A 15,192-nucleotide genomic window follows, 5' to 3' on the forward strand; every position below is an offset into this window, starting at 1 on the left:
CTCCTACATTGAATGCCAATCTACGTTACTTTGATTCTCGATGCATCGTATGCGCGTTACAGCGTCGACAAAACTTTTTCATTTCAAGCCGTGTCGACATGCCGTCTTTTTTTGTCGTCGAGTATTCTCTAGACCCGCATTCTGAGCAAGCGAGACTTACTTTCTTTGCCATTCATAAGCGCCCCTTTCGACTACTCCCTCTTAAAAAAGAGCGAAAAAAAAACGCCTCCTGTAAATGGCGTCTACGGACAAGGCGCTGCTTTTAAAGTATCACATAGGAGGCACGCGGTCAATAATCGGTTAGCTCGTGAGCATACGGACATCAACGTGACGTTCGAATTTCTTCTTCACACGTTGCAAGGCATTATCGATTGATTTGACGTGACGATCGAGGTCGTCGGAAATTTCTTGATACGAACGGCCATCTAAATAAAGACGCAATACTTTCCGCTCGAGGTCACTTAAAATCTCATCCATCTTCGCTTCCATGAATGTCTGCTCTTCCTGGGTCACGATCAGTTCCTGTGGATCTGTCGGATGCGGCGGTAAGATGACATCGAGTAACGTCCGATCCGACTCTTCATCAAAAATTGGTTTGTCGAGTGATACATATGAATTGAGCGGAATATGTTTTTGACGCGTCGCCGTCTTAATTGCTGTAATCATCTGACGCGTAATGCACATCTCGGCAAAACTTTTGAATGAAGCAAGTCGTTCGTCTTTATAGTCGCGAACTCCTTTATAGAGCCCGATCATCCCTTCCTGCACGATATCCTCATGATCTGCGCCGATCAAAAAGTAAGAGCGTGCCTTCGCACGTACAAAATACCGGTATCGTTCAATCAAAAACTCGAGCGCGTCGCTATCCCCTTCGTTGCGCGCCAATAAGACCAACTCTTCGTCTGACATTTTTTCAAACTGTTCGTACGGCCATCCGTTCATGCTCGTTACCCCCCGGCGATTGATCCTGAACTATGTAAGGTTGTGTCCCATTATAGGACTCCCTACTCCTATGCGTCAAACAAATTTCTAAAAATTCCGTCAATTCAATTCTGTGTAACTTATATATGTAATAGTATACAACATTCCTTTGCAAAAAAATGTCAAAATCGAAACAAAGACGAGTCCAATTCATGAACTCGCCCGTGATTTCAGTCACCTTTTGATTTGCGCCGCCGCATTTCCTCGAACTTCGCTTGGATATGCGGTGGAAAATCGATTGTCTTTCGATTCGATTGTTCCTTTTCTAGCGATATACGCTGTTGCTCAATCAGTGTTTTCGCATGCTTCCAATCTTTCAACAGTTCTGTTGCCGGTACACGTAATGCACCTTGTCCAAAAATGACCCACTGTTCGGTAAAATCGTTTGTCGCTACGAACAACGTGACCAACCGGTTATCCACTAATTCGTGGGCCCGTCGCTCAATCCATTCGTCTGCCGTCTCATTTTCTTTCGTATAGACGACATCGACGCGACTTCGTTTCTCTTTCGATTCACGACCATATCGCATATGGGCGTCAAACACGATCGTGACCTCTTTGCCGGACACAGCCTGATATTCTGCCATCGCCTCAATCAACAGATTGCGCGCTTGTTCAAAGTCCACGTCCCGTAAACTTCTCAGGTGGGGCCACGCACCAATGATATTATATCCGTCAACAAGAAGGAGCTCGCGCTTTAAGATACTCATGCCAATGGATGACGTGAGCGATGCACCTCATACAGAAGGAGTGCCGCTGCAACTGATGCATTGAGTGACGTGACATGACCGACCATCGGCAAATGAACGAGGAAGTCGCATGATTCGCGCACGAGTCGACTCATGCCTTTCCCCTCACTTCCAATGACCACAACAAGTGGCATATTCCCATCCAATCGCCGGTAGTCCTGACTCTCTTTCGCATCCGTACCGACAATCCAAAGTCCTTTTTCTTTCAATTCTTCGAGGGTTCGCGTCAAGTTTGTCACGCGCGCCACCGGAATATGTTCAATCGCACCGGTCGACGCTTTGGCGACCGTTTGAGTCAAACCGACCGAGCGACGCTTCGGAATGATGATTCCGTGTGCACCGACGGCATCGGCAGTACGTAAGATCGAGCCGAGGTTGTGCGGGTCTTCGAGCTCATCTAGCAAAATAAAGAGCGGTGTTTCTTCTTTTGAAGCCGCGAGGGCAAACATGTCTTCAATGGTTTTGTATTCGTATGCGGCTACTGCCGCCACGACACCTTGATGATGTTCACTTCCAGCCATCTTCTCAAGCTTTGTTTTCGGTACGAACGATACTTGAACAGATGCTTCATTCGCCATTGCGATGATCTGCGCGAGCGGCCCTTTTTGTTGACCTTCCATGATAAATACTTTATTCATATCCCGACCACTACGGAGTGCCTCGAGCACAGGGTTTCGACCATAGAGGAAATCGATTCCCTCTTCCATTACATCGACTTCTTTATAATCCGGACGTTCCGCCTTTTGGCGACGCGGGCGCTCTGGTCGTTCTCCACGCGGGCGGTCAAACGTTCGTTTTTCCGCTCCCCGTTTTCCGTCATGTCGTTTCGGGCGACTCGGCTTCGAGTCGTTCGAACGCTTGTTTGATGAGTTCTTCAAGACGATCCCTTCTTTCTGTCAAATAGATATATCCAATCAATGCCTCAAATGCCGTGGAATACCGATACGTATGCACATCGACCCGTTTTGGGATCGAGCCTGACTTCGCATTCTTACCTCGTCTAACAACGGCTTGTTCTTCTTCCGTCAACACGTCCGTCTCTAACCAATGGGTCACGACGTTCGCTTGCGCTCGCGCATTCACGTAGCGGACAGCGCCTCGATGTAAATCGTTCGTGCGCGTCAATCCTGTCTCAAGCAGTCGTTTTCGTACAGCCAATTCATACACCACGTCCCCCATATAAGCGAGCGCGAGAGCATTCATCTGTTTCGGTTGCATCATAACCGCTTCCACCGAACCCCTTGGGCCGTATCTTCGAGTTGAATCTTTTGTTCTTTTAGTAAATCGCGAATCTCGTCCGCCCGAGCAAAATCACGTGCAGCCCGTGCATCGTTCCGCTCTTGAATCAATTGATCAATCTCCGCATCAAGCAGTTCTTTTTCTTCCGCCAACGTCAATCCGAGTACGCCTGTCAATTCGTCGAATAACGATAGGATCTGTTCAAGTGTCGCTTTCGCTACATGGTCTGCCTTCGCATAAATATTCGCTTCTCTTGCTAAGTCGAAGAGGACGGTTACGGCATTTGCCGTATTGATATCATCATCCATCGATTCGATGAATGAAGCCTTGATCGATTCTAATTTCCGCTCCATCGACTCGCTTGGTTCACCAAGTCCAGCCGTAACCGATAAACGATACTCGATATTTTGATACGCTTCTTTGATTCGGCTCCAACCGTTTGCCGCTTGTTCAATCAATTCACGGCTATAGTTGATCGGATGACGGTAATGGACAGACAACATGAAGAAGCGAAGAACCATCGGGTCAACTTCTTTTAGCGCCTCATGGACGAGGAGGAAGTTCCCAAGCGATTTGGACATCTTCTCGTTTTCGATGTTGATGAACCCGTTATGGAGCCAATAGTTCGCAAACTTCGCATGGTTGCAGGCTTCTGATTGGGCAATTTCGTTCTCGTGGTGTGGGAATTTTAGATCGTGACCGCCCGCATGGATATCAATTGTGGTCCCGAGATGTTTTTTCGCCATCGCCGAGCATTCGATATGCCAACCGGGACGTCCTTTGCCCCATGGACTTTCCCATGATGGTTCGTCGGGCTTCGCCGCTTTCCATAAAACGAAGTCGAGCGGATCTTCTTTCTTTTCTCCGACGTCGACACGTGAGCCAGCTCGTAAATCTTCAATCGATTGTTGACTCAACTTCCCGTATGTCTCAAATTTTTTCGTTCGGAAGTAGACATCTCCTTCTGATTCGTAGGCAAACCCTTCCGTCTCTAACTGACGGATGAATGCGATGATTTCTTCCATCGTATCGGTAACCCGTGGGTGTACATCGGCGGGTTGCACGTTGAGAGCTCCCGTATCAGCTAGGTACGCCTCAATGTACCGGTTTGTCAACGTTTCCGTATCTTCTCCTAATTCATTGGCGGTGCGAATGATTTTGTCATCCACGTCCGTGAAGTTCAAGACGTATTTCACTTCGTACCCGCGATAAGTCAAATAGCGACGTACCGTGTCGAAGGCGATTGCCGGACGCGCATTTCCGACATGGATGTAGTTGTAGACGGTCGGTCCACACACGTACATGGATACTTTACCTAGGACAATCGGGACAAACGGTTCTTTTTTATTCGTGAGACTGTTGTACAGCTGAATCATGTGTCTTCTCCTCCATCCGCTTCTCAAGCGTTTCTAATTTATGTTGAAGTTCTGCCACAGCGTTTTCAAGACGTTCTTGGCACTCACGATCTGGATCTGGTAAACGATGGTCCAAATCATGTTGTTTCACACGTTTACCATTGCGAATGACGACACGCCCTGGAATCCCGACCACAGTCGAGTCAGACGGCACATCATTTAACACGACCGAACTTGCTCCGATTTTGACGCAATCGCCAATCGTGATATTTCCAAGTACTTTCGCTCCCGCTGAAATGAGCACGTCACTTCCAATCGTCGGATGACGCTTCCCTTTTTCTTTCCCTGTTCCACCGAGTGTGACGCCCTGATAAATCGTCACGTCATTTCCGATAATCGCCGTCTCTCCAATGACGACACCGAAGCCATGGTCAATAAACACACGGTTACCTAAAACGGCGCCGGGATGAATCTCGATTCCCGTCAACCACCGGCTGAATTGAGCCAACAATTTGGCCACTAGCTTCACGTTACGTTTCCATAATCCGTGCGCGATACGATGCGCCCAGATCGCGTGTAATCCCGGATAAGTCAAGGCCACCTCGACTTTTGAACGGGCGGCGGGGTCTAGTTCCAGGACAGTCCGTAAATCTTCACGCACACTGCTCCAAAATCCCATAGTTGATATCTCCTTTTCTAATACAAAAACAAAGACGCCCCTGTGCCAAGGCACAGAGACGCCATAAGCGCGGTTCCACTCTGTTTGGGAAAATGCGTTCCCCTCTCAAGTCTCGTTAACGCCGAGTCACGGCCTCGACTACATATCGCCGAGACGGCTCCGAGGTGCACTTCTTCGGGGAACACATCTAGAACTCCCAGCCTAGGTTCTAGTCTCTGTAACGTGTCGTACCGCTTACTTTCCTCATCGATGCCTTTATTACGCTAATAAAGTTGTCAGACGCTTCAATACGCGCTCTTTTCCGATTAACGAAATCGCGTTCGGAAGCTCTGGTCCATGCGTTTGTCCTGTCGTAGCAACACGGATTGGCATGAACAAGTTCTTTCCTTTTTGACCAGTTGCTTTTTGCGTCGCTTTCGTCGCCGCTTTAATCGCTTCTGGCGTGAAGTCTTCGATTCCTTCAAGCTGTTGTTTGAACTCTGCAAGGACAGCGGGTACCGTTTCACCAGAAAGAACAGCATTCGCTTCCTCGTCATACTCGATTTCATCTTTGAAGAACAAGTCCGTCAACGCAACGATTTCTGCACCGTGCGTCATTTGTTCTTTATACAATGCAATCAAGTTTGTGGCCCAATCCGCTTCCTCGACAGATACCGCCTCGGGTAATCGTCCTGCTTCTTGTAAGAATGGTAAACTGAGTGCCACCACTTCGTCAAGCGTGGCCTTCTTCATGTATACACTGTTGATCCAAGAAAGTTTTTGTTGGTCAAATACAGCTGGACTCTTCGACAATCGGTTCGCATCAAACATTTGAATGAATTCTTCTTTTGAGAAGATTTCTTCTTCACCGACCGGTGACCACCCAAGAAGCGAAATAAAGTTGAAGAGCGCTTCTGGCAAGTAACCGAGATCCGCATATTGTTCGATAAACTGAATGATCGACTCGTCTCGTTTTGACAACTTCTTATGTTGATCGTTATAGATGAGCGTCATGTGACCGAATTCAGGATACTCCCAACCGAGTGCGTCATAAACCATCATCTGTTTTGGTGTATTCGCAATGTGATCGTCTCCACGCAATACGTGACTGATCTTCATCAAATGGTCGTCCACGACAACCGCGAAGTTGTATGTCGGGATACCATCTTGTTTCACGATGACCCAGTCCCCAAAATCTTTCGATTCAAACGAGACGTCTCCTTTGACGACATCCGTCCATTTATACGTCACACCTTCCGGTACACGGATGCGGATAGACGGTTTACGACCTTCCGCTTCAAACGCTTCACGTTCTTCGACAGTGAGGTTACGATGCGCACCAGAGTAACGCGGTGCCTCCCCACGCGCGATTTGTGCTTCACGCTCTGCTTCAAGTTCCTCAGAAGTCATGTAGCACTTGTAAGCGAGGCCTTTACTCATCAATTCGTTGACGTATTTTTCATAGAGCGAAAGACGTTCCATTTGGTAATAAGGACCGTAGTCCCCGTCACGACCTGGACCTTCATCCCAGTCGATGCCGAGCCATTCCAAGTATTTCATCTGACTCTCAACACCGTTCAACACATTCCGTTTCTGGTCAGTGTCTTCAATCCGGAGAATCATTTTTCCGCCTGCATGGCGAGCAAATAAGTAGTTAAACAACGCAGTCCGCGCATTTCCGATATGGAGATGCCCCGTCGGACTAGGCGCATAGCGTACACGCACTTCACTCATAATAGTTCCACCTTTCTTCTCTTCTGCCCAAATAGTATACCATTTCTGTCAAGCCCGGTTGAGTAAGATGACCGCCTGCGCCGCGATTCCTTCTTCACGTCCTGTGAAGCCGAGTTTTTCTGTCGTTGTCGCCTTCACGTTCACCTGTTCGATGTCCGCTTCTAGCAAATCGGCAATGACCGCGCGCATCTCATCAATATATGGACGGAGTTTTGGCCGTTGTGCCATGACCGTCGCATCAACATTCCCAAGAACGTATCCTTGGTCTTTCACGAGCTGCCAAACATGACGAAGCAATACTTTCGAATCTGCGTCTTTGAATTTAGGATCCGTGTCCGGGAAATGCTTCCCGATATCTCCTGCTGCAATCGCTCCAAGCGCTGCATCAGCAATCGTATGAAGTAACACGTCCGCATCAGAATGACCGAGAAGGCCGCGCTCGTGCGGAATCTCAATCCCTCCTAAAATTAACGGGCGTCCTTCTGCGAATGCATGTACATCAAATCCTTGACCAATTCTCATTGTAATTCCTCCTTCGCTAAAATCGCTTCACCAAATAATAAATCTTCGGGTGTCGTCATTTTGATATTATGATAATCGCCGAGAACCACCTGTACCGATTCTCCGAGCCATTCAAATAAACTCGCATCATCCGTTCCCATTACATGTTGTTCGGCCGCTCGTTCATGCGCATCCAAAATTGCGTTAATCGGAAAGGCTTGTGGCGTTTGAGCCAACCACAAGTTTTCACGAGGGACGGTACGTTCAATGTTTTGATGCTCAACTTGTTTGACCGTATCTTTTACAGGCACTGCTAAGATGGCACCACCTTTTCGCGCCGCTTTAGCCACTTGATGCAAGTGTTCTCGTTTTACAAACGGACGAGCACCATCGTGAATCATGACAATCGTGTCAGTCGAAACTACTTTTAGTCCGGCGTAAACACTCTGTTGTCGTTCTTCCCCGCCTGTCACATATGTAATCGGTGTCTTCATATGCGCCGTCATTGCTTCAAACCAACTTCGCTCCTCCGAACGAATGGCTAAAACAATCCGTTCACACCATGGATCGGTATCGAATGCTTGGAGTGTCCACGTAATAATCGGTTTACCACGTAGCGATAGCATGAGCTTATTCGCTTCTGCTCCCATTCGTTTCCCTCTCCCGGCAGCCGGGATCACAACCGTATACGTTACCATCTAAAAACCTCTCTTCGTGAAAAAAGAGAGCGCTCGCGCGTCTCTTTTTTATGAATTATTCAGGACGAGCAAAAATCATTCTTCCAGCTGACGTCTGTAAGACACTCGTCACGACAACAGGTAACGTCTTCGAAATCAACTTACGTCCACCTTCCACGACGACCATCGTCCCATCTTCAAGATAGGCGACGCCTTGATTTTGTTCTTTCCCTTCTTTAATGACCGTCACGACCATCTCTTCGCCAGGAATGACGATTTGTTTAACGGCATTTGCAAGGTCATTAATATTCAAGACAGGAACATTTCGTACCTCACACACTTTGTTTAAGTTGTAGTCATTCGTGACGACGATCCCATTTTTCAGTTCAGCCAGTTTGATCAATTTGATATCAACTTCCGGTACGTCTTCAAAGTCCCCATCGTAAATTTCGACTTGAATGCGCTTGTTCTCTTGAAGTTCTTTCAATATATCGAGACCACGACGACCACGATTCCGCTTCAACGTATCGGAAGAGTCGGCAATGTACTGCAGTTCGCCGATGACAAATTGTGGCACAATCAATGTCCCTTCTACGAATCCAGTTGTGGCGATGTCAGCGATGCGTCCATCAATGATGACACTCGTGTCTAAAATTTTATCATTAGAACGTTTCACTGGGGCTGCCGTCTTATCCCGTTCACTCTTCACAAATAGTTTAATCCATTCGTTACGCTTCCGATACCCGACCGCGAAACCAAAGTAACCAAACAGCGCTGTGACAAAAATCGGGACAATTTTACTCAGCAAGAAAATATTCGTGACTTCAAGCGACACACTGATCAAAAAGGCAATCAAAAGCCCGATAATGAGTCCGATTGAACCGAATAAAATATCTCCTACCGGTAAACGGACGAGCCGTTCTTCGACAAAACGAATAAATGCAACAACACCATCGGTTAAGAATAAACTAAGAATGAAGAAGATAAGTCCACCAATCAAACTTGCTACGTATGGAATCGTTAACCATTCCGGCACATTCATGCCAAGGTCTCCTAATAAAAGCGTCGCCTCGATAATTCCGAACCAACCTACGACGAGTCCAATCAAAATAAATCCGATTCGTACAGCAATCTTCACTCATTCCACCTCCTTCTATATGAAATAAAATTTCAAAAAATAACACTTTCATTGTAACACGATTTTTTCAATCACGTTCGTTACAAAGCGTTAAAAACTGCCAGTGGCGACCCGTTAAAACGGAATCGCCAACTGGAGTGCTTCATCCACTGTTCCGACCCCGACGACTTCAATGCCTGCGGGTGCGGTCCACCCACCCATATTATTCTTCGGTATAATCGCCCGGGTAAACCCTAACTTCGCCGCTTCGGCGACACGCTGTTCGATTCGGGATACGCGTCGTACTTCTCCGGTCAATCCAACCTCACCGATGCAGACATCTGTCGGACGGGTTGGACGGTCACGAAAGCTCGAAGCAATCGAGACGCAAATCGCAAGGTCGATCGCGGGCTCATCTAGTTTGACGCCACCCGCCGCTTTCAAGTAAGCATCTTGTGTTTGAAGCAACAAACCTGATCGTTTCTCAAGGACTGCCATGAGAAGCGCGACCCGGTTTTGATCGATTCCCGTCGCCATGCGTCTCGGGTTACCGAACGACGTCGGCGAAATGAGTGCTTGGAGTTCTACAAGTACCGTTCGTGTCCCTTCCATCGAGGCGACGACCGTAGAACCCGACACACCGGCGGTTCGTTCCTCTAAGAAAATTTCGGACGGATTGAGGACTTCTTCTAGCCCGCTCTCTTTCATCTCAAAAATTCCGATTTCATTGGTTGAACCGAAACGGTTTTTCACGGCTCGCAATATACGGAACGTATGATGACGTTCCCCTTCAAAGTAAAGTACTGCATCGACCATATGCTCGAGTAAACGCGGTCCCGCAATCGAACCTTGTTTTGTTACGTGACCGACGATGAAGACAGCAATTCCTCGTGTTTTTGCGATTTTCATCAGGGCGGCCGTACATTCTCGAACTTGTGAAACGCTACCTGGAGCCGATTGAATTTCATCCATATACACCGTTTGAATCGAATCGATGATGACGAATCCAGGTTGTTCCTCATCGATGACCCGCTCAATCATCAACATGTCTGTCTCAGCGAGTACGTATAAATCTTCAGTCGGTAAGCCGAGACGTTCCGCCCGTAGTTTTGTTTGCTTGAGTGATTCTTCACCTGAGATATACAGTACCTTTTTGCCACTATGGGCTAAGTGGGCACTGACTTGTAGCAAGATCGTCGATTTCCCAATCCCCGGATCACCCCCGACTAAGACGAGCGATCCCGGCACGATTCCACCGCCGAGCACGCGGTCAAATTCGCGACTATTTGTATGCACGCGTGTCTCCTCTTGTGAAACGACGTTCGCTAAACGTTCCGGTTTCAATTGTCGGGATGAACTATGCACGAATGCTGCACCACGCTTGGCTTTCTTCTCTTCGACAAACTCTTCGACGAGCGTATTCCATTCATTACAACCCGGACAGCGCCCCATCCACTTGGCTGATTCATATCCGCACGATTGGCAGACGTATTTCGTTTTAATTTTGGCCATAAGTTCCCTTCCTGTCTAAAAAAAGCTCCCTCTAAACGACGAGGGAGCTGAATGATTTACTGAACCACACCTTCGTTACGAACGACGAACTCTCCATCTTGTACGTCGAGCGCAACTTTACTACCTTTGGCGATCGTACCGCCGAGCATTGCTTCTGAGAGGCGGTCCTCCACTTCCCGTTGAAGGGCACGACGGAGAGGGCGAGCCCCGTATTCCGGATCGTAGCCGACATCGGCAATTTTATCGAGCGCCGCATCCGTCAAGCTGAAATCAACACCTTGCTCGGCGAGACGTTTCTTGAGCGTCTCTGCCATAAGTTTGATGATTTCTTGAATGTGCTCTTTTTGAAGTGAATGGAATACCGTGATTTCATCAATCCGGTTCAAGAACTCAGGTCGGAACGCTTTCTTCAATTCCTCGAGTACTTTGTCCTTCATTTCTGTATACTCACGTTTCACATCATCTTCCACTGTGAATCCAACATATTTATTACGTTGAAGCGCTGCAGCCCCGACGTTTGACGTCATGATGATGACGGTATTTCGGAAGTCGACCGTGCGACCTTTCGAGTCCGTCAAGCGACCGTCGTCAAGTACTTGAAGCAAGATGTTAAATACTTCAGGGTGCGCTTTTTCAATCTCATCGAGTAGGATGACCGAGTATGGCTTCCGGCGTACCTTTTCTGTCAACTGACCGCCTTCTTCGTACCCGACATAACCAGGAGGCGAACCGACGAGACGGCTCGTCGCATGTTTTTCCATGTACTCGGACATGTCGATTCGAATGATGGCATCTTCATCGCCAAACATCGCTTCGGCAACTGCACGCGCGAGTTCGGTTTTCCCGACTCCGGTAGGTCCAAGGAAGATAAATGAGCCGATTGGACGTTTTGGATCTTTCAATCCAGCACGGGCCCGACGGATGGCACGAGAAATCGATTTCACTGCATCGTCTTGACCGATGACCCGGTTGTGAAGAATCGATTCGAGTTTGAGGAGACGGTCCGTCTCTTCTTCCGCGATCTTCGTGACCGGTACACCAGTCCAGTTGGCGACAACTTGAGCGATATCTTCTTTTGTCACTTCAAGTTTTTCATTACCTTGCTTGTTCTGCCATTCTGCTTTCAACTCTTCTAACTCATCGCGTAATTTTTGTTCTGTATCACGGAGAGAAGCTGCTTTTTCAAACTCTTGGCTTTGAACAGCAGAGTCTTTTTCTTTACGAATCGATTCAAGGCGCGACTCCAACTCTTTCAAGTTCGGTGGTGCTGTGAATGAACGAAGTCGTACTTTCGATGCCGCCTCGTCGACAAGGTCAATCGCTTTGTCTGGCAAGAAACGATCTGAGATATAACGGTCAGAGAGAACGACCGCCTCATGAATCGCCGTATCTGTAATCGTCACACGGTGGTGTGCCTCGTAGCGATCGCGTAAGCCGAGTAGAATTTGTTCTGCTTCTTCTGTCGTCGGCTCATTCACTTGAATCGGTTGGAAGCGTCGTTCAAGTGCCGCATCTTTCTCGATATACTTGCGATATTCGTCGAGCGTTGTCGCCCCGATACATTGAAGCTCTCCACGAGCCAGTGATGGTTTGAGGATGTTTGACGCGTCAATTGCACCTTCTGCGCCACCCGCACCAATCAAGGTATGCAACTCATCGATGAAGAGAATGACGTTACCAGCCTGACGAATTTCGTCCATGACCTTTTTCAATCGGTCTTCGAACTCACCACGGTATTTTGTCCCTGCTACGAGAGTACCCATATCTAGTACCATGACGCGTTTGTTACGAAGTGTCTCTGGCACTTCGTTGTTAATGATTTGTTGAGCAAGACCTTCGACGACAGCCGTTTTCCCGACTCCTGGCTCCCCGATGAGAACTGGGTTGTTCTTTGTTCGACGAGACAGGACTTCAATGACACGTTGAATCTCACCTGCACGTCCGATGACTGGGTCTAAACGTGATTCACGAGCTTGTTGTGTCAAGTCACGTGCCAACCCGTCAAGTGTTGGTGTAGCAGCGCTCGCGCCTGGTTGTGATGCATTTGAAGATGACTCCGTGTTCCCAAGGAGTTGTAAGACTTGTTGACGTGCTTTCGTCAAACTGATTCCAAGGTTATTGAGGACACGCGCTGCGACCCCTTCTCCTTCACGAATCAATCCAAGCAAAATGTGTTCCGTTCCAACGTATGAATGTCCCAATTTTCGAGCTTCATCCATTGAGAGTTCAATAACCTTCTTCGCACGTGGCGTGTAATGAATCGTTGACCCATTCTCAGACCCACGTCCAATCAAAGATTCTACTTCTTGCTGAATTTTTTCAGAAGTCAATCCGAGAGCGAAGAGCGCTTTAGCCGCAATCCCTTCTCCTTCACGAACCAATCCTAATAAAATATGTTCTGTACCAATATTATGATGGCCAAGACGTACGGCTTCCTCTTGTGCTAAAGCTAATACGCGTTGTGCTCGTTCTGTAAATCGTCCAAACATCATTGACATAACCTCCTTAGAGTTGGATCAAACTAATCCTTGATCTAACGTTCGACGAACGAGTGTCGCTCGTTCTCGATCCCGTTCTTGCGTAGATAATGTTTTCCCGAAATGTTTTTGTAGAAAACCTGATTGTAGCCGAACAATGAGTTCATGAAACTTTGGCGGACTCCAATCAGACAAAATGCCCAGGTCACTCGCTAAGTGTAAGTCTGATAGTCGTTCGATGGCTTCGGTGGATGACAGAAGTTTGGCATACCGTAAAATCCCATACGACCGATAAAATCGATCTTCTAACTCAACTTGTCGATTTGCGACGAGCTCTTCACGCGCGTGACGTTCTGCTTGAATCACTTGTTCTGTCACTTCCATAAAGTCAGCCAGTATTTGTGACTCATGACTGCCCAATGTTCGTTGATTGGACAACTGGAACAAGCGTCCTGCCGCATCACTTCCTTCACCGTAGCGACCTCGAATCGTATAGCCAAGTTTTCGAAGTTCTCGTAATATCGGACTGATTCGGCCCGTTAACGTGAGTCCCGGTAAGTGTAACATGACCGAGGCCCGGAGTCCTGTTCCGATATTACTTGGACATGTCGTCAAATAACCTAACTGTTCGTCAAAGGCGTAAGAGAGTGATTCCGCACACAGTGCATCTACTTGATTCGCTAACTCAAACGCTTCTTTCACTTGATAACCCGGAAGCAATGTTTGAATTCGCAAGTGGTCTTCTTCATTAATCAACACACTGATGGTTTCATCTTCGCTTAAAAAGACGGCACTTTCTTCATTGGCCGCGATGGCCGGACTAATCAAGTGTTTCTCCATCAACGCCTGCCGGGTGATCTCATCATAATCATGCATATGAAGATATTCAAATCCCTTTAACCCGCGTAAACGTCCTTCGAGACGGTCACACAATTGACGTTCTCCTTCTTTAGAAAGGACTGGGGAAAACACTGTGTCTTTCACATTCCGTGCCAATCGAATTCTTGTGGAGACGACCAAGTCATCCAGTTTGGCACGCTCTTTCATTTTTGGACCAAGTGGATGTGTTAGGAATGTTTCCATCAAACATCACCCTGCCCTTCTAATTGCTTCATTTCTTTTTGAATGCGTGCTGCCCGTTCATAATCTTCTTGTTCGACAGCACGGGTCAACTCCCCTGCCAACTTTTCAAGCCGCTCTTCAATTCGTTCATGCGGCGTACGTAACTGGTCAGGAATAGAACCGACGTGATGATCATGTCCTTGCTGATATTGACGCGTGATCTTGACCAGTTCATCACGAAATACCGTATAACACGTCGCACATCCTGCTTTTCGGACACGTAATAAATCTTGACGCGTCATGTGACAGGTCGGGCAGCGTTTCACGTCCGGGACATAGCCTGTCATCAGTTCTACCGTACACTGTCGACATAGTCGTTTTTTTACGGGTACACCTTGTTCCATGACGACGACCTCATTGACAGCCGGTCGTTGTTTACAACGTTCGCATAACATTCGACTTATCCTCCAGTACGATAACGAAGTACTTTCATCAATGTGAGTAATTGTTGACGACGAATAAAGGAACGATCATCAACTTGTAAGTTCAATGCTTCATCTGATAAGAGATGATAAATCAACTGGGCTTCTTGCTCATGCATCATTTGCTCTTCGACTAACCGAACAAGTACATTTTCTACGAGCTGTTCATTCAGTCGTGGGTGCTCATGAATGACCTCCATCAAACTAGATAGAATGTCTTGTTTCTCGTGTAACACAACGCGTCGAATACGAATATATCCACCACCGCCACGTTTACTTTCCACTAAATATCCTTTTTCGACGGTAAAACGTGTGTTGATGACGTAATTGATTTGGGATGGGACACATTCGAATCGTTGCGCGATATCTTGACGTTTGATTTCAATCGCATTCGCCTGACTTTCCTTCAACACTTGCTTCAAATACTGTTCAATGACATCCGAAATATTTCTCATCTCCACCACCCTCTGACCATCTTTGACTTTTGACTATATTTTATCATTGATTTAAAAAAAGGCAAACGAAAAGCGATGCCCTCTATGGAGAGCACCGCTATATCAAAAAACGACCGAGCGCTATGCTCGGTCGTCCTCTGCGTTGTTGCCTGGCAACGTCCTATCCTCACAGGGGGAGATCCCCCAACTACTT

16 protein-coding genes and 1 other annotated feature are annotated in these 15,192 nt (G+C 47.5%); all 16 genes read right to left on the reverse strand.

The annotated features are described in order from the left end of the window. Positions 1 to 25: 25 nt before the first annotated feature. On the reverse strand, positions 26 to 172 hold the full coding sequence (gene rpmG / locus KNO94_RS14500) for a 50S ribosomal protein L33 (protein WP_214743073.1): 147 nt from the start codon (positions 170 to 172) through the stop codon (positions 26 to 28). Positions 173 to 300: 128 nt separating this feature from the next. Beyond that, positions 301 to 942: an RNA polymerase sporulation sigma factor SigH gene (gene sigH / locus KNO94_RS14505; RefSeq protein WP_031421852.1), complete on the reverse strand. Its 642-nt coding sequence runs from the start codon at positions 940 to 942 to the stop codon at positions 301 to 303. A gap of 209 nt (positions 943 to 1,151) precedes the next feature. Then, on the reverse strand, positions 1,152 to 1,691 hold the full coding sequence (locus KNO94_RS14510) for a YacP-like NYN domain-containing protein (RefSeq protein ID WP_214743072.1): 540 nt from the start codon (positions 1,689 to 1,691) through the stop codon (positions 1,152 to 1,154). Next, the gene (gene rlmB, locus KNO94_RS14515) at positions 1,688 to 2,437 is read right to left on the reverse strand and encodes a 23S rRNA (guanosine(2251)-2'-O)-methyltransferase RlmB (protein ID WP_214743087.1); all 750 of its coding nucleotides are present in this window, start codon (positions 2,435 to 2,437) and stop codon (positions 1,688 to 1,690) included. Before rlmB ends, KNO94_RS14510 begins: the two co-directional genes overlap by 4 nt. A 109-nt stretch (positions 2,438 to 2,546) precedes the next feature. Then, the gene (locus tag KNO94_RS14520; RefSeq protein ID WP_214780855.1) at positions 2,547 to 2,951 is read right to left on the reverse strand and encodes a Mini-ribonuclease 3; all 405 of its coding nucleotides are present in this window, start codon (positions 2,949 to 2,951) and stop codon (positions 2,547 to 2,549) included. Beyond that, on the reverse strand, positions 2,948 to 4,345 hold the full coding sequence (gene cysS / locus KNO94_RS14525; RefSeq protein ID WP_214780857.1) for a cysteine--tRNA ligase: 1,398 nt from the start codon (positions 4,343 to 4,345) through the stop codon (positions 2,948 to 2,950). The genes KNO94_RS14520 and cysS overlap by 4 nt, the downstream gene beginning before the upstream one ends. After that, on the reverse strand, positions 4,314 to 5,003 hold the full coding sequence (gene cysE / locus KNO94_RS14530; RefSeq protein ID WP_214743069.1) for a serine O-acetyltransferase: 690 nt from the start codon (positions 5,001 to 5,003) through the stop codon (positions 4,314 to 4,316). The genes cysS and cysE overlap by 32 nt, the downstream gene beginning before the upstream one ends. Positions 5,004 to 5,054: 51 nt before the next feature. Beyond that, positions 5,055 to 5,262, reverse strand: a binding site (T-box leader). Further along, positions 5,262 to 6,719 carry a glutamate--tRNA ligase gene (gltX, locus tag KNO94_RS14535; RefSeq protein WP_214743086.1) on the reverse strand — a complete coding sequence of 486 codons (1,458 nt, stop codon included), beginning with the start codon at positions 6,717 to 6,719 and terminating at the stop codon, positions 5,262 to 5,264. (Overlaps the previous feature by 1 nt.) A 45-nt stretch (positions 6,720 to 6,764) precedes the next feature. Continuing rightward, complete coding sequence (gene ispF, locus KNO94_RS14540) at positions 6,765 to 7,238, reverse strand: 2-C-methyl-D-erythritol 2,4-cyclodiphosphate synthase (RefSeq protein WP_214780865.1); 474 nt, start codon at positions 7,236 to 7,238, stop codon at positions 6,765 to 6,767. Beyond that, positions 7,235 to 7,915 carry a 2-C-methyl-D-erythritol 4-phosphate cytidylyltransferase gene (gene ispD / locus KNO94_RS14545; protein ID WP_214780867.1) on the reverse strand — a complete coding sequence of 227 codons (681 nt, stop codon included), beginning with the start codon at positions 7,913 to 7,915 and terminating at the stop codon, positions 7,235 to 7,237. Before ispD ends, ispF begins: the two co-directional genes overlap by 4 nt. Positions 7,916 to 7,970: 55 nt before the next feature. Continuing rightward, the gene (locus tag KNO94_RS14550; RefSeq protein WP_214743066.1) at positions 7,971 to 9,032 is read right to left on the reverse strand and encodes a PIN/TRAM domain-containing protein; all 1,062 of its coding nucleotides are present in this window, start codon (positions 9,030 to 9,032) and stop codon (positions 7,971 to 7,973) included. A gap of 114 nt (positions 9,033 to 9,146) precedes the next feature. Next, positions 9,147 to 10,523, reverse strand: a complete 1,377-nt coding sequence (radA, locus tag KNO94_RS14555) for a DNA repair protein RadA (RefSeq protein ID WP_214743065.1) — start codon at positions 10,521 to 10,523, stop codon at positions 9,147 to 9,149. 56 nt (positions 10,524 to 10,579) lie between these two features. After that, a complete protein-coding gene (locus KNO94_RS14560; protein ID WP_078147873.1) occupies positions 10,580 to 13,015 on the reverse strand; it encodes an ATP-dependent Clp protease ATP-binding subunit in 2,436 nt (811 codons plus the stop codon). A gap of 24 nt (positions 13,016 to 13,039) precedes the next feature. Then, positions 13,040 to 14,083, reverse strand: coding sequence for a protein arginine kinase (locus KNO94_RS14565; protein WP_214780869.1), 1,044 nt, complete (start codon positions 14,081 to 14,083; stop codon positions 13,040 to 13,042). Next, positions 14,083 to 14,517 carry a UvrB/UvrC motif-containing protein gene (locus KNO94_RS14570; RefSeq protein ID WP_214743063.1) on the reverse strand — a complete coding sequence of 145 codons (435 nt, stop codon included), beginning with the start codon at positions 14,515 to 14,517 and terminating at the stop codon, positions 14,083 to 14,085. Before KNO94_RS14570 ends, KNO94_RS14565 begins: the two co-directional genes overlap by 1 nt. Positions 14,518 to 14,522: 5 nt before the next feature. Next, on the reverse strand, positions 14,523 to 14,999 hold the full coding sequence (locus KNO94_RS14575; protein WP_214780871.1) for a CtsR family transcriptional regulator: 477 nt from the start codon (positions 14,997 to 14,999) through the stop codon (positions 14,523 to 14,525). Positions 15,000 to 15,192 lie beyond the last annotated feature (193 nt).

This window comes from Exiguobacterium sp. s22 (genome assembly GCF_018617455.1).
GTDB lineage: Bacteria > Bacillota > Bacilli > Exiguobacteriales > Exiguobacteriaceae > Exiguobacterium.